This is a genomic window from Aeromicrobium sp. (assembly GCF_049586495.1).
Taxonomy (GTDB): Bacteria; Actinomycetota; Actinomycetes; order Propionibacteriales; family Nocardioidaceae; genus Aeromicrobium.
Genome location: NZ_JBAVCB010000088.1, coordinates 16,356 through 37,560 on the forward strand (window position 1 = coordinate 16,356; position 21,205 = coordinate 37,560).

Here is a 21,205-nt window from a genome sequence, read left to right on the forward strand (position 1 = left end):
TCAGCCGAAAGAAGCCCATGAACGCCTCACGCGAACGTGGTGCCGTGGCCGTCGAGTTCGCCCTGGTGCTTCCTCTGCTGATGGCGTTTCTTCTTGGCATTATCGAGGGGGGCACGCGGTACGCCCAGCAGACCGAGGTCAACCACTGGGCCTTCATCGCGGCGCGGGACCTGTCGATCGATCCCAGCACCAGTGCGACGACCGTGGTCGACGCACTCAAGGGGTCCGACACCACGACCTATGCCGTCACGTCGGCCCCGACCACCAAGTGCGCTGCCGCTGGCGCCACGCAGGTGAGCGTGACGGTGGCGGCGACCAAGAGCTCTCCGACGGGACTCTTTCCCGACTACCAGCTCACCGGACGGGGGGTGGCACGATGCGAAAACTGAGTCAGTCATGCCGTCCCACGCGCGATGAGCGGGGCGTCGCCGCGATGTTCGTGGGACTGTCGCTCGCGCTGATCATCGGGTCGCTCGGCCTGAGCGTGGACGTGGGCCATGTGGCCTATCAGAAGACCCGAGCACAGCACGCGGCCGACGCGGCCGCCCGCCAGCTGGCGTACCAGTGTGCGCGGTACCCGACCGGCTCGGCGTGCTCGTCGCTCCAGGCCAGCGCGACTGCGATCGCCGGAGACTCGATCGAGTCGGGGACCGTCACAGCGGTCCGCGACAGCGCCGCCAAGACCGTCACGGTCAACGTGGGCAAGACGGTCGACACGAATCTTCTCGCGTTGATCGGCGTGGCCACCAAGGACGTGCTGGCCACCGCCACGGCCAAGGTCGGCGTCATGGGGCCCACGGCGGCCTACAACGTCCTGCCCCTCGGCGTGCACTACTGCACGTGGAAGAACTGGAGCAATCTGGCCGGCACGCCGACCGAGGCAACCCGCAAGACCACCTTGCGCACCGATGTCATGCAAGGGCTGGAGAACCTGCTCTCGCCCGTCACGTCGGAGGTGCAGAACACCGTCGAGATCACGGGGTTGACCGATCAGCTCAGGGCCGTGACCGGTGCGGACCCCGCGGTGGAGAACTGCCTGGACGGTTCGAACAATCAGATCCTGACCTTGACCGGGGCTACCTGGCTCACCGGCGAGACCGTCGTCTCCTCGGTCGTCAAGGGGTTGTTCAACTGGGACGCCGCCAAGTGTGAGCTCGACGTCGACAACGACGTGGAGACCTTCATCGGCGGCCTGGAGAACAATGGCTTCATGCCGCAGGGCTGTCCCAGCCACTTCGGGCACGGCAAGCTCGTCGACAAGGACAAGACGATCTTGCTGCCCGTCTTCCAACCGAAGTCGGCCCTGCAAGACCGGCTGGATCTCATGGTCGGCGCCTGCGCAGGTCTCCTGCCCAGCGCCAAGACCTGCGTCAAAATTCCGCCGAAGATCGGTGTGGAGGTCGTGGGCTTCGCCCCGTTTCGCGTCACGGGGTGGAAGTACCCAGGCAACCCGTCGAACGTGGACGGCAGCGTTGGCTGCTCCGCCATCCCGCTCAAGCTCAATCTTCGCAGCCTGGTGAGCAATCTGCTCTCCGCGCTGGAGCGCACGGTCAACAGCGTTCTGCTGCTGGCGATGCCGACCAATCTGACGTCGACGATCTCGTGCAACGGGCTGCAGGGCTACTTCACCAAGTCCTTCACCAAGGACCCCAGGTTCCGCTATGAGACGGGCGCTGACGACTTCGGTGCCAGCTACGCGTCGCTGGTCGACTGAGCGTCATCCACCCACCCACGTATCGATGAAGGGAATCGGCCGTTCATGAACAAGAGAGTCGTCGCAGTGATCGCGGCAGGCGTGCTCGCGCTGGCAGGAGTCCTCGTCCTGCTGATGTGGGCCAAGGATGCCGACCGGCGCGCCTATGAAGGAGCGAAGCTGACCTCGGTCGTGCAGATCACCGAGCAGATCGCGGTCGGCACGACTGCAGCCGAGCTCCGTGCGGCCACCACGACCGTCAAGATTCCCTCCAAGACAGTGCCCAAGGGAGCCGTTCGCACCATGGAAGATGTCGCCGGGCTCGTGACGTCGGTGCCGCTCGAGCCCGGAGAGGTGCTGCTCGCGGCCCGGATGGTCGAGCCCGGGGCCGCCAGCGGGGAGCTCGGCGGAGTGCCCGAGGGATTGCAGGAGATCGCGATCTCGCTCGAGACGGCGCAGCTGGTCGCTGGCGACCTCCGTGAGGGCGATCTCGTGGGCGTCATCGCGGGGTACACCAACCCGGAGGAGACCGTGATGGTCGAGGATCGCGCCCTCGTGATGGGCACCAATGTCACCGACCTGGCCGAGAGCGCCCAGGGCTCGGCGATTGTCACCGTGGCTGTCGACGAGGACATCGCGAAGAAGATCGCACACGCCGGTCTGTTCGGCCGGGTGTGGCTGACCAAGCAGAACGAGCTGACGAAGCACGAGGGTGGCGTCATCGACCGCAAGGACGTGACACCGTGACGCGCCTGCTGGTTCTCGGGGCGGACGAGGCATTCATTGCTCGCATGAGCGTGCTGCCGGGAACGCAGCTCGTGGCGATTGGCACCGAGCGGACTGACTGGTCGGCGTTCGATGTGGTCCGCATCCTGGATCCACAGTCCTTGCCAGACCTGATCTTGCTGGGAGCACGGGTCCCCCTCACGAACGCTCTCGGCATCGCTGCCGCGGCCCACCTGCAGTATCCACTCATCGACCTGGTCCTGGTCGGAGAGCATTCGGCCGACACGGCGGTCGAGGCCATGCGCGCTGGAGTTCGCGACATGGTCTCGGCGTCATCGTCTGAAGCATGCTTCGTCGAAATGATGCGGCGAGCCGAGATGCATGGGCCCGCGTCAGCGACGGTCGCTTCTCCTGCTGCGGCGAGTGTGCCGTCAGAGGCGAGCCGAACCATCGTGGTCGTCTCGCCCAAGGGAGGTGTCGGCAAGACGAGCATCGCGACCAACGTGGCGATCGGGATGGCTGAGACCATGCCGCACGACGTGGTGCTGGTGGATCTCGACCTGCAGTTCGGCGACGTCGCCGCGACCCTTGATCTCGCGCCGGCTCGGACCATGGAGGACGCATTCGGCCCGGATGCCGCCGCCGACAACTTGGTGCTCAAGACCATGCTCACGGCCCATTCCTCCGGATTCTTCGTCCTGTGCGGGGCGGATTCGCCGGCGGCCAACGAGAACGTGACCGGGCCGCAGATCCATCGTCTGCTCGAGCAGCTGTCAACCCAGTTCTCGTGCGTCCTGGTCGACACCGCTGCCGGACTCGGTGAGCCGACCTTGGCCGCGCTGGAGGTCGCCGACGAGATCGTCCTGGTGTCAACCATGGACGTGGCCAGCGTCCGCAGCGTGCGGCGAGAAGTGGACTTGTTGACGCAGCTGGGTCTGATGCCGGTCGAACGCAGCTTCGTTCTCAATCTCGCCGACCGGCAAAGTGGCATGAAGGTCAAGGACGTCGAAGCAGTGGTCGGGATTCCGGTCGATGTCGTCATACCGCGATCGAGCGCCGTGCAGCTGGCGGCCAACCACGGCCAGCCCCTGATGTTGCACAAGAAGCGAGGCGAACCGTTCGTCAAGGCCATCCGTGCGCTCCTCGCCCGCCTGGAGCGCACGGCGCCGGCGGCCGACAACAAGCATCGCCGCCTGGAGGTCGCGTGAGCATCTCGGACCGCCTGGCCTCGGTATCCGGGCCCATGGCGCCGCACATCGCCACCGTGACACCCGTGCCGGCGGCACCGTCCGACGCGGTGGCCACCGTCAAGGCGCGCGTCACTGAGGAGCTGTTCAAACGCATCGGCTCGCGCATCAACGACTCTTCGTTGACAGAAGCGGCGCTGCACGACATCGTTCGCGAGGAGCTCATCTCGATCATCGACGACGAACAGCTGATGCTGACCCTCGACGAGCGCAACCGGCTCATCCAGGACATCGAGGACGATGCGCTCGGACTGGGACCTCTGCAGCGGCTGCTCCAGGACTCGGCCGTCAGCGAGATCATGGTCAACGGCTTTGACCGGATCTACGTCGAACGCCACGGAAAGATCGAGCTCAGCTCGTCCCGCTTCGCCTCCGAGCCGCACCTGCGTCGTGCCATCGAGCGCATCGTCAGCAAGGTCGGCCGGCGGATCGACGAGTCGTCGCCCATGGTCGATGCCCGGCTCTCGGACGGGTCGCGCGTCAACGCCGTCGTCCCCCCGTTGGCGGTCAAGGGCTCATCGCTGACGATCCGCAAGTTCTCCGAGACCCCCTTGACCGCTGAAGACCTCGTGGGATTCGGGTCGATGACACCGCAGATCGCCGATCTGCTCCGCGCCGCGGTCGAGGCGCGTCTGAACATCTTGGTCAGCGGCGGAACCGGTACTGGCAAGACGACCTTGCTCAACGTGCTGTCCAGCTTCATCCCGACCGGCGAGCGGATCGTCACGATCGAGGATGCGATCGAGCTGAATCTCCAGCAGGATCATGTGGTCCAGCTGGAGTCCCGGCCCCCCAACATCGAGGGCAGCGGCGAGATCAGCATCCGCGACCTGGTCAGGAATTCGCTGCGCATGAGACCGGACCGCATCGTGGTGGGGGAGTGCCGAAGCGGCGAGGCGCTCGACATGCTGCAGGCGATGAACACCGGCCACGACGGGTCGATCAGCACGTTGCACTCGAATTCGCCCCGAGACTGCATCGCCCGTCTGGAGACCTTGGTCCTGATGGCTGGCATGGATCTGCCGCTGCGTGCGATCCGCGAACAGGTTGCGTCAGCGGTGGACCTGATCGTGCAGATCCAGCGGCTGCGAGACGGCACCCGGCGGATCACCCACGTGACCGAGGTGATCGGGATGGAGGGCGATGTCGTCACGCTGCAGGACGCCTTCGTGTTCGACTTCGCAGCAGGAGTCGATGCTGCCGGCACATTTCTCGGTGTTCAGGAGCCCACGGGCGTGCGCCCGCGCTTCTCGGACAAGTTCGAGGAGATGGGCATTGATTTCGATCTCAGTGTCTTCGCGGGCGCGCCTCGGCGGCGGCGATGATGGGGTTGACGCCCATGCTGGTGGGTGGGACTGCGCTGCTCGCAGGATCGGTCGCGGCGATCGGCTACGCGCTGCTCGGGTCCTCGGTCCCGCGGATCTCCAAGCAGCGACGGCTCGGCACCACCGCCCCGCCCGAGCCGATCCACCGGCGTGCGTACCGCGGGTTGGTCGAGGGCATGGATCTGCTGCTGCGCCAGCGGGGCTGGATCCCCTTTCGGGCCAGCGAGCTGGAGGAGGCAAACATCCACAAGCCGGCCAGCGTCGTGTTGTCCTGGATCCTGATCGGGTCGGCAGCCAGCTTCTTGATGGGTTTCGTGATCTTGGGCGGCGTCGTGGCGGGCGTGCTGTCGATGCTGATGGTCCCGGCGGTCGCCAAGGTGGTGCTGAAGACGCGATCCGCCGCCCGGCGTCGACGATTCGAGTCTCAGCTCGACCCGACACTGCGCATCCTGGCGTCGGCCCTGCGCGCCGGCCAGAGCCTGACCATGGCGGTCGCCTCGGTCGCATCGGACGCCGAATCTCCCATGTCGGACGAGCTCACGCGCATCGTCAACGAGAACCGCGTCGGTCGTGACCTCGTGGAGGCGATGCTGGAGTCGGCGGAACGGATGCGCAGCGAGGACTTTCGCTGGTTCGCCGAGGCGGTCGAGATCCAGCGCGACACCGGCGGCAATCTCAACGACATCATCGACGTCGTGGCGGAGACGATCCGAGACCGCGCAGAGATCCGCGAGAAGATCAATGCCTATGCCTCAGAAGGCAAGGCCTCGATGTGGGTCCTGATGGGGTTGCCCATCGCGCTCGGACTCGCCTACACGGTGATGCGCCCCGGCTACATGGATCCGCTGTTCGTCTCGGGCGTCGGGAGGGTCCTCCTGACGCTGTCGGCTCTGCTCTACGCGGCCGGGTACCTGTGGATGCGCAAAATCGTGGACATCAAGGTCTAGGGGCGGTCATGGTCATCGTGGGAATTGTGCTCATCGCCGGCGCGATCGGTGCCCTGACGGTCGGGACGGGGCTGGTCGCCCTGCCCGACAAGACGATCCGAGCCCGCCTGCTGCCCACCGAGGTGCCAGGCGCTGATGACCCCGGCGCCCAGCGCATGCGCCAGGTCGATCGGCTCGAGGGCGCCGAACGCTACGTGATGCCCGGGGGCCTGTTCGGGCGGATCGAGAGAAATCTCGTCCTGGCCGGTCACCCGGCCCCGTGGTCGACCCGCAACATCGCGCTGGTCAAGGTCGTGCTGCCGGTGGCGATGTTCCTCGCGGTCTCCTCCTTCGTGCTTGACCGCGGATCCCCGATCATGACGGGCATGGGCCTCGCCGCCGTCGTGGTGGCCTACTTCGTCCCCGATCTGCTGATCTACAGCCGGGCGACCGAGCGGCAGGAGCAGCTCCAGCGCGATCTTCCCGACGTGCTCGACAAGATCGTCATCTCGGTCGAGGCAGGCCTGGGGTTCGAGGCTGCCATGGCCGCCACCGCTCGCTCGGGCACGGGTCCCCTGGCCGAGGAGCTGGTACGGACGACTCAGGACATCGGTCTGGGGATGGCCCGGCGCGATGCCTATCAGGCGCTGCAGAAGAGGAGCAAGTCAGAGGACCTCACCTCCTTCGTTCGGGGTGTCATCCAGGCTGAGGAACATGGGTCGTCGATGTCGTCGATGGTCCGCATCCAGAGCAAGGAGATGCGGATGAAACGCAAGCTCCGCGCCGAGGGCAAGGCCGGCAAGGTCTCGGTCAAGCTGCTCGGCCCGCTCATGGCCTGCATCTTCCCGGTGCTGTTCATCGTCGTGCTGGCTCCCGGAATCCTCAACGCGGTGGCCATGTTCTGATCTGCGTCGACCCTTGACACCCCGCTTTACATTCAATACCTTTCTGTAAAGAAGGGGTGATTCCGCATGACGATTCACGCGACGGTTGACGGTCAGCAGGTCCAGTGGCGCGACACCAAGCGGTACCTGTGGCTGATCGGGACGATCATCCCCATCCTGCCGCTGGGCACGTGGGGTCTGTACGCCTGGACGGGCTCCGCGCTCTCGTGGTGGTTCGGACCTGTCTTCGTGTTCGTGATCGTCCCGCTCGCCGACCTGATCGCCGGTCTTGACCCCAACAACCCCCCGGACGAGCTGATCGAGGCGCTGGAGGAGGACCGCTACTACCGCCGGATCACCTACGCGTTCATCCCGCTGCAGATCTCGGGTCTGATCTGGGCCTCCTACCTGTTCGGCGGTGGCACGCTGCCCGGGCTCGATGGATCCCTCGCGTTGGTGGACAAGCTCGGGCTGGCCGTCTCTGTCGGCATGGTGGCCGGTATCGGCATCAACACCGCGCACGAGCTCGGCCACAAGAAGAAGGAGCACGAGCGCTGGTTCGCACGCGTCGCCCTCTCGCAGACCTTCTACGGCCACTTCTACATCGAGCACAATCGGGGCCACCACGCTCGGGTGGCCACCCCGGAGGATCCGGCGAGCGCTCGCCTCGGCGAGACGCTGTGGGAGTTCCTGCCCCGCACCATGAGCGGCAGCCTGCGCAGCGCCTGGCGCCTGGAGAAGAAGCGATTCGATCGTCAGGGCAGGTCGCACTGGTCGATCAAGAACGATCTGTTCAACGCCTGGGCGTTTTCCGTCGTGCTGTGGGGCGGGCTGATGATCGCCTTCGGATGGCAGATCCTGCCCTTCCTCATCATCCAGGCGCTCGCAGGCATCTGGCTGCTTGAATCGGTCAACTACCTCGAGCACTACGGCATGAAGCGTCGCGTGCTGGAGAGCGGACGACCTGAGCGGGTCAACCCGAGTCACAGCTGGAACTCCAACAACATCGGGACCAATGTGCTGCTGTACCACCTGCAGCGACACAGCGACCACCACGCGAACCCGACCCGGCGGTACCAGGCGCTGCGCGACTCAAAGGATGCTCCCGTGCTGCCGACAGGCTACGCCGGCATGATCGTGCTCGCCTGTGTCCCGCACCTGTGGCGACGGGTCATGGATCATCGGGTCATGGACCACCTCGACGGCGACCTGACCAGCGCCAACCTGCACCCACGCGTCGCTGCGACCTACGAGCGCCGGTACGGGAAGGTGGCGGCATGAGCCAGTACATCTGCCCCAACTGCGAGTACGTGTACGACGAGGAGCGTGGCGATCCGCGCGAGGGCTGGCCAGCTGGCACGGCATTCGCCGACATCGATCCGGACTGGACCTGCCCCGACTGCGGGGTGCGCGACCAGATCGACTTTCTGCCGATCGAGCAGTTCGAGCGCAACGACCAGGACGGCAACATCATCTCGGCGGAAACCAGGAATCCACCACCATCATGAGCGTGCGTGATCGGCTCTTGGTGTCGGCGCATGCATTGATCGAGACCGAGGGCTGGGGCGCGGTGCGGATGGCGCGGGTCGCAGAGTCGGCCGGCGTCAGTCGCCAGACGGTGTACAACGAGTTCGGCACCAAGCACGGCTTGGCCGAGCAGCTGGCCCTGCGGGAGCTGGCACGATTCCTCACACTCGTCCGGGACCGCATGGCCGACGCCGACGACATCATCACCGGCATCCGGTCGGCGTGCGCAGCGGTGCTGCTGCTCGGTGAGGAGAGCGTGCTCGTGCGCAGCGTCACCGGCGCCGGAGGCGACGACGACTTCCTCACGATCCTGACCACCGAGTCGGGGGAGATCGTGGAGACGGCCACGGCTGCCGTGCAGCAGGCGGTGAACGAGTTCTACCCGCCGACCGGACTGACTCCCGATCAGCTCGCTGTCTGCGTCGAGGCCGTCGTCCGGTGGGTGCTGTCGGCCATGACCCGACCGTCGAAGCGCCCCGAGGAGACCGCCGCGGACATCGGATGGCTGCTGGGCCTGGCTCTGCGCGGTGCCTCAGTTTGACCCGGCGGGTGTGGAAACCCGGTCGAGCGCCGCACGGGCGAACGACTCGTGACCGAAGCCGCTCCTGGGTTCGCTAGCGGACTCACGGTCCCCTAGATCCACCGGGGCGACCACATCCGGCTGTACCAGGTGTCATACGGCACCAGCTGGTCGGTGAGGATCGGGTGGAAGTAGCAGAACAGCCCGATCGCCGTCGCCACCAGTGCCCCGGCGAGGACCATGACGACGTAGCGACCGCGCACCGAGGTAGCGGACCGATAGGCGAGATCGGCCAGCATGGCGATCGCGACGATCATGAACGGCAGCACCGTGACGGCGTAGAAGGAGAAGATCGGACGGTCGTCGTTCAAGAACCAGGGCAACCAGCCGGACAGCACACCGACGACCGGCACGGCCCAGCGTCCCTGCCGAGTCATGATCCACGCGACGATCGATCCGACGGTTGCCACGGAGCCGGCCCACCAGACCGCTGGATTGCCGAGGATCGTCACCACCCGGATGCAGCTGGAGTCGGCCGCAGCGCCGCACGAGGCTGCCGGCAGGTCGTTCTGCGCATCGACGCCGACCGGGCGGTCCAGCACGAGCCAGCCCAGCGGATTGGACTGGTACGGGTGAGTGGCGGCGTCGAGTCCGCGGGTGTGGAAGTCGAAGGTCATGACGTGGAAGTGCCACAGCGAGCGCAGGGCGTCACGCGTCTCGCCGAGGAAGCCTGACGGCGAGCGATCGAGGTAGGCGCCCCACGGGTCGGAGTAGGTGCCGTAGCCGAAGCCGAAGCGAGCTTCGTACGCCTCGTGGTGGACGAGCCAGCCGGTCCAGGTGAGGAGGTAGACCGCGCCAGCGACGACCACGATGGAAGCGAAAGCGGGCGCGCCGGTGCGCAGCAGAGCGGTCCAGCGGTCCCGGCGTGCGACGACCTCCCAGACGACGACCAGCAGTCCGAACGCCGCCAACGAGTACACCCCACTCCACTTGGTCGCGCAGGCCATGCCGAAGAACACCCCAGCGGCCAGCTGCCACGGGCGGAACCAGCCGCGGATGCGGTCGCGCGCCACCGCCTGGTCGTGATCGGCCACCAGACATGCGACAGCGGCAAGGATCCAGAAGGCGAGGAACACATCGAGCAGGGCTAGCCGTGACAGCACGAAATGGGCCCCGTCGAAGGCCAACAGCGCGGCGGCGAAGCAGCCGAGGACGGTCGACCCGGTGAGCCGGCGCACGAGTCGGGCCAGCAGGAGCACCGTCAGGGAACCCACGACGACGGCTGAGATGCGCCACCCGAACGCGTCGAGTCCGAACAGCTGCTCGCCGATCGCGATCAGCAGGCGCCCACCCTCGGGGTGCACCACCCATGACGGTTCGCCGGTCATCAGGTTGGTCAGGTCCCCGCGAGCGATCTGGTCGTTGGCCTGGTCGGCGAAGTCCTGCACGTACCCGTGCTGCAGCAGCGACCAGGCGTCCTTGGCGTAGTACGTCTCGTCGAACATGAGGATGCGCGGCTGCGCCACGTCCCACACCCGCAGCGCGAACGCGAGCAGCGCGACCCCGATCGGCCCGATCCACCCCCACGCTCGCACCCGGCCCAGCCTAGTAGTGCGACGATGAGGCCGTGTTGATTCTGGCGGCCACTCCGATCGGGCGAGCCGACGACGCGAGCCCACGGTTGCGCGAGCTGCTCAGCAGCGCCGACGTCGTGGCGGCGGAGGACACGCGTCGTCTGCACCGGCTCGCAGGCGATCTGGGGGTCACCGTCACGGGCCGGATCACGTCGTACTTCGAGGGCAACGAGGAGCGCCGCACGCCGGACCTGCTGGAGCACCTGCGGGCCGGATCGACGGTGCTGCTGGTCACTGATGCCGGGATGCCGAGCGTCTCGGATCCGGGCTACCGGCTGGTCGCGGCGGCGGTGGAAGCCGGCGTGGACGTCACGGCCGTGCCCGGACCGTCTGCCGTGCTGACGGCACTAGCCGTCTCGGGTCTGCCGGTCGACCGATTCTGCTTCGAGGGCTTCCCGCCCCGCAAGGCCGGTGAGAGAGCGCGGGCGTTCGGCGCGCTCGCGTCCGAGCCACGCACCATGGTCTTCTTCGAGTCACCGCACCGCACCGAGGCGAGCTTGGTCGCGCTGGCCCACGCTCTGGGTGGCGATCGGCGCGCGGCCCTGTGCCGCGAGCTGACCAAGACTCACGAGGAGGTCGTGCGGGGGACGCTGGACGAACTGATGGCGTGGGTGCCCGAGCAGGAGCACGGCGTCCGGGGGGAGGTGACGCTGGTGGTCGAGGGAGCATCGGCCGCGCAGCGCGAGTGGACGACCGATGACCTGCGCGCCCTGGTCGACGAGGTGCAGGCCACGACTGGTCTGAGTCGCAAGGACGCGGTGGCCGAGGTCGCTGCGCGCACCGGGGCACGCCGCAAGATCGTCTTCGACGCCGCTCACTAGGATGGTCCCCGTGCCTGAGCAGCCTGCCGATCCGGTCTTCTACCTGACGACGCCGATCTACTACGTCAACGACGCCCCCCACATCGGACACGGCTACACGACCGTGATGGGCGACATTCTCGCTCGCTGGCACCGCCAGCGCGGCGAACGCGTCTGGTACCTCACGGGCACCGACGAGCACGGGCAGAAGGTTCTGCGCAAGGCCGAACAGAACAACACCAGCCCGCAGGACTGGGTCGACCGACTGGTCGAGACCGAGTGGAAGCCGATGCTCCAGACGCTCGACATCGCTCATGATGACTTCATCCGCACCACCGAGCAGCGCCACCTCGACGGATCGCAGGCGTTCTGGAAAGACCTGTACGAGCGCGACGCGGTCTACAAGGGCGGGTTCTCCGGCTGGTACTCCGTCGGGGCCGAGGAGTTCGTCGGCGATGACGACGTCCGCGACGGCGAGGGCGATGACGACGGCTTCACGGTGTCCGTCCTCGACGGGAGCCGGGTCGAGCGGGTCACGGAGGAGAACTACTTCTTCCGCCTCTCCGACTACCAGCAGCGACTCCTCGACCTGTACGAGGAGCACCCCGAATTCATCCAGCCGGAGTCCGCACGCAACGAGATCGTCTCGTTCGTGTCGCGGGGTCTGCGTGATCTGTCCATCTCGCGATCGACCTTCGACTGGGGCATCGAGGTGCCCTGGGACCCCGAACACGTCATGTACGTGTGGATCGAGGCGCTGCTGAACTACGTCACGGCGATCGGCTATGGCACTGACGCTGAGCGCTTCGAGGACACGTGGCCAGCCGTGCACCTGGTCGGCAAGGACATCGCCCGTTTTCACGCCGTCATCTGGCCGGCCATGCTGATGGCGGCTGGCCAGCCGGTGCCGCATCGGGTGTTCGCCCATGGTTGGCTGCTGGTTGGCGGGCAGAAGATGTCCAAGAGCAAGGCGAACGGCATCCGGCCCGACGAGCTGGTCTCAGAGTTCGGGTCTGACGCCTACCGCTACTACTTCGCGCGGGCCCTGACGTTCGGCAGCGACGGGTCGATCTCGTACGAGGACATGCACGCGCGCTATCACGCCGATCTGGCCAACGGGCTGGGAAATCTGGCCTCTCGGGTGGCAGCGATGATCGGGAAGTACGCAGGCGGTCAGCTGCCCGCAGTCGACTCCGTGACCCCGGCAGAGCAGGCCATCATCGACCTCGCCGCCACCGCGGTTGCCGATGCTGACGATGCCATCGACGCGCTCGCGCCACACGAGGCCTTGGCGTCGTTGTGGCGGATCGTCGATGCGCTCAACGGGTATCTCGCCGACCAGGCGCCGTGGCAGGTCGCCAAGGAAGACATGAAGCGAACCGGCACCATCCTCGCGACCGCTGCCGAGGGGCTGCGCGTGCTCGCCATCGTGCTGGCACCGATCATGCCGAAGGCGACCGAGATTCTGTGGCACTCGCTCGGGGCCGACATCGCCCTGGGACCTCTGGCCGACCAGCGCATCGCCGACGCGGCGAGGTGGAACCAGCTGCCCATGGGCGCCACCGTGACCAAGCCGGCGTCGCTGTTCCCGCGCATCGAAGCGTGATGCACACACCCGGCTGGCCTGACACGCCAGAACCGCTGCCCTCGCCCGTGGTGGACAACCACTGCCACCTCGATCACGCGCCCTCGCTCGGGATCGACGAGGCGCTGGACCGTGCCGCGGCCGTCGGCGTGACTCGCGTGGTGCAGGTGGGCTGCGATGTCGAGAGCTCGCGATGGGCTGTCGACACGGCCCGCGCGTTCTCTTCGGTCGTCGCGGCCGTGGCGCTGCACCCCAACGAGGCACCCCGACTCGCCGAAGCCGGGAGGCTCGACGACGCGCTGGCCGAGATCGACCGGCTCGCCGCCGATCCGCACGTGCGGGCCGTGGGGGAGACCGGCCTGGACTACTTCCGCACCGGTGAGGACGGCCGTGGCCCACAGCACGCGTCTTTTCGCGCACACATCCAGATGGCCACGCGGCACGACCGCACACTGGTGATCCATGATCGCGACTCGCACGCGGACGTTCTGGCCGTCCTGGACGACGAGGGTGTGCCGGAGCGCACCGTCATGCACTGCTTCTCCGGCGACGCGGACTTCGCCCGTGCATGTGTCGAGCGGGGTGCGTACCTGTCGTTCGCCGGAACTGTCACGTTCAAGAACGCCGAGAATCTGCGTGAGGCGCTGCGCGTCACGCCCATCGACCGGATTCTGGTGGAGACGGATGCGCCCTTCCTCACACCCGTACCGCACCGCGGTCGCCCGAACGCGTCGTTTCTGATTCCGCTCACGGTGCGCTTCATGAGCGAGGTTCTGGGACTGGAGGTGCCATTGATGTGCCGCGCGATCGATGCCAACACCGACCAGGCGTTCGGCGGTGGGTGGCCGCAGCGAGTTTGACCTGTCGAAAAGCACCGGTATCGTGGAACGCTGCTGTGTTCTCGACCGGTCAGGATGTTTGTGAGTCACGTAAGAACCCGCAGGACCCTTCCCATCATCGCGTTGAATCTAGCCATCGTTCTGCTGCTCGGGGGCGGCACGGCCGCCTACGGCGCCATGAGCAATTCGGTGACCCTGACCGTGGAGGGCTCGAGCCACACGATCCGAACCTTCGGCAGCTCGGTCTCTGAGGTTCTGTCAGCTCGTGACATCGATGTCCGGCCCGTCGACAGGGTCAATCTGGACGCCGGCCACCAGCTGTCCGACGGCGATGACATCGAGGTCAGCTTCGCCAAGCCCGTGACCCTGTCGGTCGATGGCACCGTCACCGAGCACACGGTGTACGAGCAGACGGTCAGCGATGCGCTCGACGATCTCGCGGTCGACGTTCCTCAGGATGCCTTCGTGTCGGAGGGCCCTGACGCCGCACTGAGCCGGACCGACAACACTCTCGTCGTCAGCACGACCAAGGATCTCTTGGTCAAGGCCGATGGCGAAAAGCACGAGCTCGCCACCACGGCTCCCACCGTCGGCATGGCGCTCAAGGAGGCCGGTGTGGCCCTGGGCAGCGATGACGAAGTCGAGCCGAGCATCTTCTCGTTCGTGGAGCCCGATCAGAAGATCACGGTCGTGCGGATCAAGAAGGTCGAGAAGACCGAGACGGTTCCGGTCGACTTCACCGTCGACGTCCAGAAGGATCCCGAGGCAGCCGAAGGTGAAGTCGACGTCCTCACCCGGGGCGTCAAGGGCGAGAACCGCGAGAAGGTCGAGCTGGTCTATGCCGACGGCGAGCTGCGAGAGCGCAACGTGCTGGACCGCGAGGTGCTGTCCAAGCCGGTGACCCAGGTCGAGAAGCGCGGCACCAAGGTCGAACCGGTCAGCGGTGTCTGGGCGGCGCTGGCCAAGTGCGAGTCGGGCGGCAACCCGCGGGCCAACAACGGCAACAAGTACTTCGGTCTGTACCAGTTCAGCATCCGCACCTGGCAGAGCGTGGGCGGATCGGGCAACCCGGCTGACGCCAGTCCGTCAGAGCAGACCAAGCGTGCCAAGATCCTGCAGGCCAAGGCCGGCTGGGGCCAGTGGCCGTCGTGCAGCAAGAAGATCGGCGTCCGCTGACGCCAGTCCGGCTGCTCGGGCCCACGGATGTCCGAGAGCTGGCGGCGCGGTGCGGCATCCGTCCCACCAAGCAGCGTGGACAGAACTTCGTCATCGACGCCAACACGGTGCGACGCATCGTGCGCACCTCGGGGATCGGGCCTGACGACGTCGTCGTCGAGATCGGCCCCGGCCTCGGGTCGCTGACGCTGGGGCTGCTGGAGGTCGCGGCCCACGTGACCGCAGTCGAGATCGACGAGGTGCTTGCGGCACAGCTGCCGGCCACGATCGACACTCAGGCACCCGGCCGCTCCTTCGATCTGGTGGTGGCCGATGCCATGAAGGTGAACTCGCTGCCAGGCGCGCCGCCGACCGCGCTGGTGGCCAATCTGCCGTACAACGTCTCGGTGCCAGTGCTGCTGCACTTCTTCGAACAGTTTGCGACGATCGAGTCCGGCCTGGTGATGGTGCAGTCTGAGGTCGCGCACCGGCTGGCTGCCGGTCCCGGTTCCCGCACCTACGGCGTGCCGAGCGTCAAGGCGGCTTGGTATGGCGACCTGAGGTTGGCAGGGAACATCGGTCGCACCGTCTTCTGGCCCGCGCCGAACGTCGACTCCGCTCTCGTGGCCTGGACGCGTCATGCGCCACCGGGCGATGAGGATCTGCGGCGCCGCACCTTCGCCGTCGTGGATGCCGCATTCGCGCAGCGCCGCAAGACGCTGCGCGCAGCGCTCGGTTCATTCGCCGGTTCGCCGTCGGCGGCCGAGGCAGCCCTGGTCGCTGCCGACATCTCCCCGCAGGCACGCGGCGAGCAGCTGGCGCTCGCTGACTTCGTCCGACTCGCCGGACAGTTTCGGGACATCTCCCACTAGGTTGAACGGGTGACGTCTGCGACCGTGCGGGTCCCCGCCAAGATCAACCTGTGCCTGGGGGTGGGACCGGTGCGACCCGATGGGTTTCACCCGTTGGCCACCGTCTACCAGGCAGTCGATCTGCATGACGAGGTCCGCGCCACGTTTCGCGACGACGGGCAGATCACGGTGTCGGTGCACGCCCAGATGGATGCGTACGCCGAATCTGTCGTCGTTCCGGAGAATGACGAGAATCTCGCCGTTCGAGCGGCCCGTGCCGTGCAGGATTTCACGGGAGTCACCGATGGCGTCGATCTGGCGATCCGCAAGGTGATTCCCGTGGCTGGCGGGATGGCAGGCGGCTCGGCCGACGCCGCAGCGGCGCTTTTGGCGTGCAACGAGGTGTGGGGGACGCGTCTGTCCAGGGCCGATCTGGATCAGATCGCGGCGACGATCGGGAGCGACGTTCCCTTCCTGCTGCACGGCGGAACGGCCGTCGGTGGTGGGAGAGGCGAGATGGTCAGTCCCGTCCTGGCCCGCGGCGGGTACCACTGGGTCTTTGCCACGGCCGTTCACGGGCTCTCGACGGCCTCGGTCTTCGCCGAGTTCGACCGGTTGACCGAGGGCCAGCAGGTCCGCGACCCCGAGGTGCCTGACGCCCTGATGGCGGCGCTGCGTGCCGGTGACGCCGACGCGCTCGGCGATCATCTGTCCAATGACCTCACCGAGGCGGCGCTCTCGTTGCGACCGGAGCTGACCGACACCCTCGAGATCGGTCTGGAGGCCGGAGCGCTCGGCGCCATCTTGTCCGGGTCGGGTCCCACCGCCATGTTCCTGGCCGAGGACGAGCAGCACAGCCTCGACATCTCGATCGCCCTCAGCAGTGCCGCGTCGTGCGCCGATGTCATCCAGTCACGGGGGCCCGTCCCGGGCGCCCGCCTCGTCGGCTGACGTCTCAGCTCAACCGCTCGGACAGCTCGAGCCACTGCTCCTCGATCGAAGCCTGCTTCGACTCAGCCTCGGCGACCTGCTTGGCGATCTTGGCCAGGCCGGCATAGTCGGCGGGATCATGGGCCGCCATCTCCGCCTCCAGCGCGGCAATCCGCTTCAGCACGGTCGCGAGCTTGCGCTCAGCCGATCCGAGATCCTTGCGAGCTGCGTGCCGCTCCGCACCGCTGAGCTCGTGTGAGGGTTCCTGTGCGGGTGCCGGCGTACCGGCGGAGGCTCGCTGACGGTCCTGCTCGCGGCGTAGCTCCAGATACTGATCGACGCCCCCGGGGAGATGCCGCAGATGACCGTCGAGGATGGCGTACTGCTGGTCGGTGATGCGCTCCAGCAGGTAGCGGTCGTGCGAGACGACCAGCAGGGTTCCGGGCCACGAGTCCAGCAGATCCTCCATCGCGGCCAGCATGTCGGTGTCGAGGTCGTTGGTGGGCTCGTCGAGCACCAGCACATTGGGTTCGTCGAGCAGGATCAGCAGCAGCTGGAGGCGCCGCTTCTGGCCGCCAGACAGATCCCTGACCGGCGTGGCCATCTGGGCGTTGGAGAAGCCGAGCCGCTCCAGCAGCTGCGAAGGAGTCATCTCCTTGCCGCCGGACACGTAGGCGGTGCGTTGACGGCCGACCACGTCGCTGACCCGGTCCGAGCCGACGTCCTTGAGCTCGTCGAGCTCCTGGGTCAGCGTCACGACCTTGACGGTCTTGCCCTTCTTCACCCGTCCCGACGATGGCTCGACAGCGCCCGTGACCAGTCCGAGCAGGGTCGACTTGCCCGACCCGTTGGCGCCGAGGATGCCGGTGCGCTCACCCGGGCCGATCCGCCATTCGACGTGCTGGAGCACCGGCTCGTCGTACGACACGGACACGTCGAGGATGTCGACGACGTCCTTGCCCAGCCGCGCCGTCGCCATCTGCTGCAGCTTGATGGGGTCGCGGGCTGGCGGTTCGTTCGCGATCAGGGCGTTGGCCGCGTCGATCCGAAACTTGGGCTTGGAGGTGCGGGCCGGAGCTCCTCGCCGCAACCACGCGAGCTCCTTGCGCATCAGATTCTGACGCTTGGACTCGGTGGCGGCGCTGTGCCGGTCGCGCTCGACGCGCTGCAGGACGTAGGCCGCGTAGCCGCCTTCGAAGGGCTCGACGATTCCGTCGTGCACCTCCCACGTGGCGTTGCAGACCTCGTCCAGGAACCACCGGTCGTGCGTGACGACCAGCAGGCCGCCAGCGTTGCTCGCCCAGCGGGTCTTCAGGTGCTTAGCCAGCCAGGTGATGCCTTCGACGTCGAGGTGGTTGGTGGGCTCGTCGAGGAACAGCACGTCATGGTCCTCGACCAGCAGCGCGGCCAGGGCAACTCGTCGCCGTTGCCCTCCCGACAGGGTCCCGATGATCGCATCCCAGCTGATGTCAGAGACCAGGCCCGCGATCACGTCGCGGATCCGCGCATCACCAGCCCACTCGTGCTCGTCGCGATCGCCGACCACGGTCAGTCCGACGGTCTGCGTCTGATCCAGGGTGTCGGTCTGGTCGAGCATGGCGATGTCGACGCCGCCGCGGGTCGTGACCCGGCCGGAGTCGGGCTCGAGGAGGCCAGCGAAGATGCGCAGGAGGGTCGACTTGCCGTCGCCGTTGCGCCCGACGATGCCGATGCGATCGCCTTCGTCGATGCCGATCGTCACCGATCCGAAGACGGTTTTGGTCGGGAAGTCCAGCGCGATCTGTTCAACGCCGAGAAGATGGGCCACTGGGTGAGTCTAGGAACCGTCGAAAGGCAGCGAGAGGGTGCGTAGGGCATCGACCACCTGCGCCGTCGCGGACGGGTCGAGATCGGCGAGCAGATCCTGCTCTCGAGCCAACAACGCCGTGAACGCGCCGTCGACGCTCGAACGGCCTGTTGCGGTCAGGCGAACGAGAACGCCTCGGCGATCCGAGGGATCTGGGAGTCGGTCGACCAGGCCCTTGCCGACCAGTCGATCCACCCGATGCGTCATGGTGCCGCTGGTGACGAGCGTCTGCTGCACCAGCTGACCGGGGGAGAGCTGATAGGGCTCACCAGAGCGGCGGAGGGCCGACAGGACGTCGAAGTCTGATGTCTCCAGTCCGTGGTCAGCGAACGCCTCGCGGCGGGCGCGGTCCAGGTGCAGCGCCAGGCGCGTGATCCGACTGAGCACCTGCATGGGTGTCACGTCGAGGTCGGGACGTTCGCGCTTCCATGCCGTCACCAGCCGGTCGACCTCGTCCTCCATGACCCGAGGTTAGCCGGGTTGGCAACCATCCTCAAGATTCTTGATGTCGAGATTCTTGATGAGGCCTACGCGCCGTCGATCCGATACCGTCCAGCCATGACCGCTCTCACGGCCCTGGGTGCCGCCCGCCAGTCCGAAGCTCTTGCCGCCGGCGAGGCCACGTCGCGCCAGCTGACCGAGGCCACGCTTGCTGCCATCGAGGTCGAGCAGTCTCGTCTGAACGCCACCGTTGCGGTCTTCCGGGACGAGGCGCTGGCTGCGGCCGATGACGCCGATCGTCGCCGCGCCGCGGGCGAGAAGGGACCACTGCTCGGGGTGCCGATCGTCGTCAAGGACGATCTCGACATGGCCGGAAAGGTCACCGGACTGGGCAGCCACGCTCAGACGAGGCCGGCCGCAGAGGACTCCGACCTGGTCGCTGCGATCCGGGCGGCGGGCATGGTCATCGTGGCCAAGACGACATTGCCGGAGCTCGCGATCATGGGGTTCACCGAGACCGAAGCCCACGGCATCACCCGCAATCCACATCACACCGACCACACGCCCGGCGGCTCGTCAGGCGGCTCTGCGGCGCTCGTGGGAGCGGGCGCGGTCGGTATCGCGACGGCGTCAGATGGCGCCGGCTCGATCCGCATCCCGGCCGCCTGCTGCGGGCTGGTGGGCTTCAAGCCGTCGCACGGTCTCGTGCCCAGCAGCGGCGGGTGGCACGGTCTCTCGACGCAGGGTTGCGTCGCTCCCCACGTGGCGGACAGCGCCATGTTCCTCGACACGTTCGGCAGCTTTCCCGACGCGCTGTCTGAAGCTGCGGTCCGCGATCCCGAGCCGCTGAGGATCGGCTGGTCACTCAGCGCCTCAGCAGCGACGCGGCCCGACGCGCTCGATCCCGACGTCCGCGCCGCTCTGGACCGCACCGTCGCGCTGCTGGCGGCTGCAGGGCACGACGTGCGCGAGGTGAAGATCCCCTATCGGCTCGGCGCCAAGGCACTGACCGTTCGCTACCTGAGTGGGATCCGGGTTGGCACCGAATCGGTGCACGACCCGAGCCGGCTGGAGGAGCGCACCCGCGCCATTGCGCGTCTGGGCGCCCCCTTTGGAGCGCGGGCTGTCCGGTGGGCGAATCGCAAGGGCGAGGAGTTCGGCGCCTCGATCCACGACGAGCTCGACGTGGACATCCTGCTGACCCCCGTGATGTCTGGGCCCGCCATTCCCGTTGGCCACTGGGCCCGGCTCGGTGCCGTGCGGCTGGTGCTCGCGATGAACGGGTTCTACGCGTACACGGCGCAGTGGAATCATGCCGGCACCCCGGCGGTCTCGATGCCCGCCGGAGCCACGACGAAGGGTCTGCCGCTCGCGGTCCAGCTCATCGCCCGGCCCGGCGACGACGTCCGGCTCATGTCGCTGGCGGGCCAGATCGAGCGCGGCCTAGACTGAAACGACCGATCCCCGGTTGGTCTGCCGGCAGGGCCCGCCTGACTTTGAATCAGGACTAGCGACGCAGGTTCGACTCCTGCCCGGGGAGCTAGCTCGCATCCTCGAGCACGGTGTAGATCTCCCACTGCTCGCCGTTCGGGGTGTTCTCGACCCAGAACTTGTCCTGTCGCGCGTAGCAACAGGTGGTGTCCCTTTCGTCCGTGGACGTGACGCCTTCACCGGTGAGCCGGGCCTGGACGTCGTCGACGGCGTCGGTGCTGTCGACCTCGACGCCGAGGTGGTTGATCGAGCCGCCCGTGCCGGGGTTCTCCATCAGGACCAGCTTGAGCGGCGGCTCAGCGATGGCGAAGTTGGCGTAGCCGGGGCGGACCTTGGCGGGCTCGGTGGCGAACAATCGTGAGTAGAACGCGATGGATTCGTCGAGGTTCTCCACGTTCAGGGCGAGCTGCAGGCGGGACATGATGATCTCCTATATTGATGGATGTCGATGTCTCCTACGTTGCGCTACATATAGACAGATGTCAATATGTTGTGCATGCCCATCTTGTGCTGTGCGCCGCTGACTCGCGAACCGCTGACCACCGAGCTCGCCGAGCAGGCGGCCGTCATGCTCAAGGCGATCGCCGACCCAGTGCGATTGCGACTGCTGTCGCTGGTGGCGTGCCATCAGGACCGCGAGGCCTGCGTGTGCGATCTCAACGACGCCTTCAACCTGTCGCAGCCGACGATCAGCCACCACCTCAAGGTCCTGTGCGAGGCAGGGCTGCTCGACCGCGACAAGCGCGGAGTCTGGGTCTACTACCGAGTGAGCGCCGAAGCGCTGG

At 67.0% G+C, this 21,205-nt stretch carries 22 protein-coding genes and 1 tRNA gene; 19 read left to right on the forward strand and 4 right to left on the reverse strand.

What is annotated here, in order from left to right; genetic code table 11:
* Positions 1 to 17 precede the first annotated feature (17 nt).
* The 10 genes from WB508_RS04990 (at position 18) to WB508_RS05035 (ending at position 8,869) form a co-directional block, all read left to right on the forward strand.
* The gene (locus WB508_RS04990; protein ID WP_423843777.1) at positions 18 to 389 is read left to right on the forward strand and encodes a TadE/TadG family type IV pilus assembly protein; all 372 of its coding nucleotides are present in this window, start codon (positions 18 to 20) and stop codon (positions 387 to 389) included.
* Positions 377 to 1,714 (forward strand): pilus assembly protein TadG-related protein, encoded by a 1,338-nt coding sequence (locus WB508_RS04995; RefSeq protein WP_423843778.1) that lies wholly within the window; start codon positions 377 to 379, stop codon positions 1,712 to 1,714. The genes WB508_RS04990 and WB508_RS04995 overlap by 13 nt, the downstream gene beginning before the upstream one ends.
* Positions 1,715 to 1,759: 45 nt before the next feature.
* Complete coding sequence (locus WB508_RS05000; protein ID WP_423843779.1) at positions 1,760 to 2,440, forward strand: hypothetical protein; 681 nt, start codon at positions 1,760 to 1,762, stop codon at positions 2,438 to 2,440.
* The gene (locus WB508_RS05005) at positions 2,437 to 3,627 is read left to right on the forward strand and encodes an AAA family ATPase (RefSeq protein WP_423843780.1); all 1,191 of its coding nucleotides are present in this window, start codon (positions 2,437 to 2,439) and stop codon (positions 3,625 to 3,627) included. Before WB508_RS05000 ends, WB508_RS05005 begins: the two co-directional genes overlap by 4 nt.
* A complete protein-coding gene (locus tag WB508_RS05010) occupies positions 3,624 to 4,991 on the forward strand; it encodes a CpaF family protein (protein WP_423843781.1) in 1,368 nt (455 codons plus the stop codon). The genes WB508_RS05005 and WB508_RS05010 overlap by 4 nt, the downstream gene beginning before the upstream one ends.
* A complete protein-coding gene (locus tag WB508_RS05015) occupies positions 4,988 to 5,938 on the forward strand; it encodes a type II secretion system F family protein (RefSeq protein ID WP_423843782.1) in 951 nt (316 codons plus the stop codon). The genes WB508_RS05010 and WB508_RS05015 overlap by 4 nt, the downstream gene beginning before the upstream one ends.
* A gap of 8 nt (positions 5,939 to 5,946) precedes the next feature.
* Positions 5,947 to 6,822, forward strand: coding sequence for a type II secretion system F family protein (locus WB508_RS05020; RefSeq protein ID WP_423843783.1), 876 nt, complete (start codon positions 5,947 to 5,949; stop codon positions 6,820 to 6,822).
* 66 nt (positions 6,823 to 6,888) lie between these two features.
* Positions 6,889 to 8,082: an alkane 1-monooxygenase gene (locus tag WB508_RS05025; protein ID WP_423843784.1), complete on the forward strand. Its 1,194-nt coding sequence runs from the start codon at positions 6,889 to 6,891 to the stop codon at positions 8,080 to 8,082.
* Positions 8,079 to 8,309, forward strand: coding sequence for a rubredoxin (locus tag WB508_RS05030; RefSeq protein ID WP_423843785.1), 231 nt, complete (start codon positions 8,079 to 8,081; stop codon positions 8,307 to 8,309). Before WB508_RS05025 ends, WB508_RS05030 begins: the two co-directional genes overlap by 4 nt.
* A 2-nt stretch (positions 8,310 to 8,311) precedes the next feature.
* A complete protein-coding gene (locus WB508_RS05035) occupies positions 8,312 to 8,869 on the forward strand; it encodes a TetR family transcriptional regulator (protein ID WP_423843786.1) in 558 nt (185 codons plus the stop codon).
* Positions 8,870 to 8,961: 92 nt separating this feature from the next.
* On the opposite strand, the gene WB508_RS05040 is transcribed toward WB508_RS05035, so the two are convergent.
* Positions 8,962 to 10,443, reverse strand: a complete 1,482-nt coding sequence (locus WB508_RS05040) for a dolichyl-phosphate-mannose--protein mannosyltransferase (protein WP_423843787.1) — start codon at positions 10,441 to 10,443, stop codon at positions 8,962 to 8,964.
* A gap of 32 nt (positions 10,444 to 10,475) precedes the next feature.
* Between WB508_RS05040 and rsmI the strand changes: the two genes are divergently transcribed.
* The 6 genes from rsmI to WB508_RS05070 all read left to right on the forward strand — a co-directional run bounded on the left by rsmI (position 10,476) and on the right by WB508_RS05070 (position 16,663).
* On the forward strand, positions 10,476 to 11,303 hold the full coding sequence (rsmI, locus tag WB508_RS05045; protein WP_423843788.1) for a 16S rRNA (cytidine(1402)-2'-O)-methyltransferase: 828 nt from the start codon (positions 10,476 to 10,478) through the stop codon (positions 11,301 to 11,303).
* 10 nt (positions 11,304 to 11,313) lie between these two features.
* The gene (gene metG / locus WB508_RS05050) at positions 11,314 to 12,888 is read left to right on the forward strand and encodes a methionine--tRNA ligase (protein ID WP_423843789.1); all 1,575 of its coding nucleotides are present in this window, start codon (positions 11,314 to 11,316) and stop codon (positions 12,886 to 12,888) included.
* Positions 12,888 to 13,727, forward strand: coding sequence for a TatD family hydrolase (locus WB508_RS05055; RefSeq protein ID WP_423843798.1), 840 nt, complete (start codon positions 12,888 to 12,890; stop codon positions 13,725 to 13,727). Before metG ends, WB508_RS05055 begins: the two co-directional genes overlap by 1 nt.
* Positions 13,728 to 13,829: 102 nt before the next feature.
* Positions 13,830 to 14,882, forward strand: a complete 1,053-nt coding sequence (locus WB508_RS05060) for a ubiquitin-like domain-containing protein (protein WP_423843790.1) — start codon at positions 13,830 to 13,832, stop codon at positions 14,880 to 14,882.
* A complete protein-coding gene (gene rsmA, locus WB508_RS05065; protein WP_423843791.1) occupies positions 14,846 to 15,733 on the forward strand; it encodes a 16S rRNA (adenine(1518)-N(6)/adenine(1519)-N(6))-dimethyltransferase RsmA in 888 nt (295 codons plus the stop codon). The genes WB508_RS05060 and rsmA overlap by 37 nt, the downstream gene beginning before the upstream one ends.
* Before the next feature lie 9 nt (positions 15,734 to 15,742).
* Positions 15,743 to 16,663: a 4-(cytidine 5'-diphospho)-2-C-methyl-D-erythritol kinase gene (locus WB508_RS05070; RefSeq protein ID WP_423843792.1), complete on the forward strand. Its 921-nt coding sequence runs from the start codon at positions 15,743 to 15,745 to the stop codon at positions 16,661 to 16,663.
* A gap of 4 nt (positions 16,664 to 16,667) precedes the next feature.
* On the opposite strand, the gene WB508_RS05075 is transcribed toward WB508_RS05070, so the two are convergent.
* Entirely contained in the window at positions 16,668 to 18,449 is a 1,782-nt protein-coding gene (locus WB508_RS05075) for an ABC-F family ATP-binding cassette domain-containing protein (RefSeq protein ID WP_423843793.1), read from the reverse strand.
* 9 nt (positions 18,450 to 18,458) lie between these two features.
* A complete protein-coding gene (locus tag WB508_RS05080; protein WP_423843794.1) occupies positions 18,459 to 18,950 on the reverse strand; it encodes a MarR family winged helix-turn-helix transcriptional regulator in 492 nt (163 codons plus the stop codon).
* A gap of 18 nt (positions 18,951 to 18,968) precedes the next feature.
* Here WB508_RS05080 and WB508_RS05085 point away from each other — a divergent pair, with 18 nt between their 5' ends.
* Both WB508_RS05085 and WB508_RS05090 read left to right on the forward strand, forming a co-directional pair.
* Complete coding sequence (locus tag WB508_RS05085) at positions 18,969 to 20,381, forward strand: amidase (protein ID WP_423843795.1); 1,413 nt, start codon at positions 18,969 to 18,971, stop codon at positions 20,379 to 20,381.
* A 9-nt stretch (positions 20,382 to 20,390) separates the two neighbouring features.
* Positions 20,391 to 20,469: transfer RNA gene (locus tag WB508_RS05090), tRNA-Gln, on the forward strand.
* Here the strand turns inward: WB508_RS05090 and WB508_RS05095 are convergent.
* Positions 20,470 to 20,841: an ArsI/CadI family heavy metal resistance metalloenzyme gene (locus tag WB508_RS05095; RefSeq protein ID WP_423843796.1), complete on the reverse strand. Its 372-nt coding sequence runs from the start codon at positions 20,839 to 20,841 to the stop codon at positions 20,470 to 20,472.
* A gap of 75 nt (positions 20,842 to 20,916) precedes the next feature.
* Here WB508_RS05095 and WB508_RS05100 point away from each other — a divergent pair.
* A partial coding sequence (locus WB508_RS05100) for a metalloregulator ArsR/SmtB family transcription factor (protein WP_423843797.1) occupies positions 20,917 to 21,205 on the forward strand: 289 nt, incomplete at its 3' end.

What these genes read in the sequence shown, in the direction of transcription:
- WB508_RS04990 (WP_423843777.1), top strand. Translation starts at nt 18, where the DNA reads ATGAACGCCTCACGCGAACGTGGTGCCGTGGCCGTCGAGTTCGCCCTG.
- WB508_RS04995 (WP_423843778.1), top strand. Translation starts at nt 377, where the DNA reads ATGCGAAAACTGAGTCAGTCATGCCGTCCCACGCGCGATGAGCGGGGC.
- WB508_RS05000 (WP_423843779.1), top strand. Translation starts at nt 1,760, where the DNA reads ATGAACAAGAGAGTCGTCGCAGTGATCGCGGCAGGCGTGCTCGCGCTG.
- WB508_RS05015 (WP_423843782.1), top strand. Translation starts at nt 4,988, where the DNA reads ATGATGGGGTTGACGCCCATGCTGGTGGGTGGGACTGCGCTGCTCGCA.
- WB508_RS05020 (WP_423843783.1), top strand. Translation starts at nt 5,947, where the DNA reads ATGGTCATCGTGGGAATTGTGCTCATCGCCGGCGCGATCGGTGCCCTG.
- WB508_RS05025 (WP_423843784.1), top strand. Translation starts at nt 6,889, where the DNA reads ATGACGATTCACGCGACGGTTGACGGTCAGCAGGTCCAGTGGCGCGAC.
- WB508_RS05030 (WP_423843785.1), top strand. Translation starts at nt 8,079, where the DNA reads ATGAGCCAGTACATCTGCCCCAACTGCGAGTACGTGTACGACGAGGAG.
- WB508_RS05055 (WP_423843798.1), top strand. Translation starts at nt 12,888, where the DNA reads ATGCACACACCCGGCTGGCCTGACACGCCAGAACCGCTGCCCTCGCCC.
- WB508_RS05080 (WP_423843794.1), bottom strand. Translation starts at nt 18,950, where the DNA reads ATGGAGGACGAGGTCGACCGGCTGGTGACGGCATGGAAGCGCGAACGT.
- WB508_RS05095 (WP_423843796.1), bottom strand. Translation starts at nt 20,841, where the DNA reads ATGTCCCGCCTGCAGCTCGCCCTGAACGTGGAGAACCTCGACGAATCC.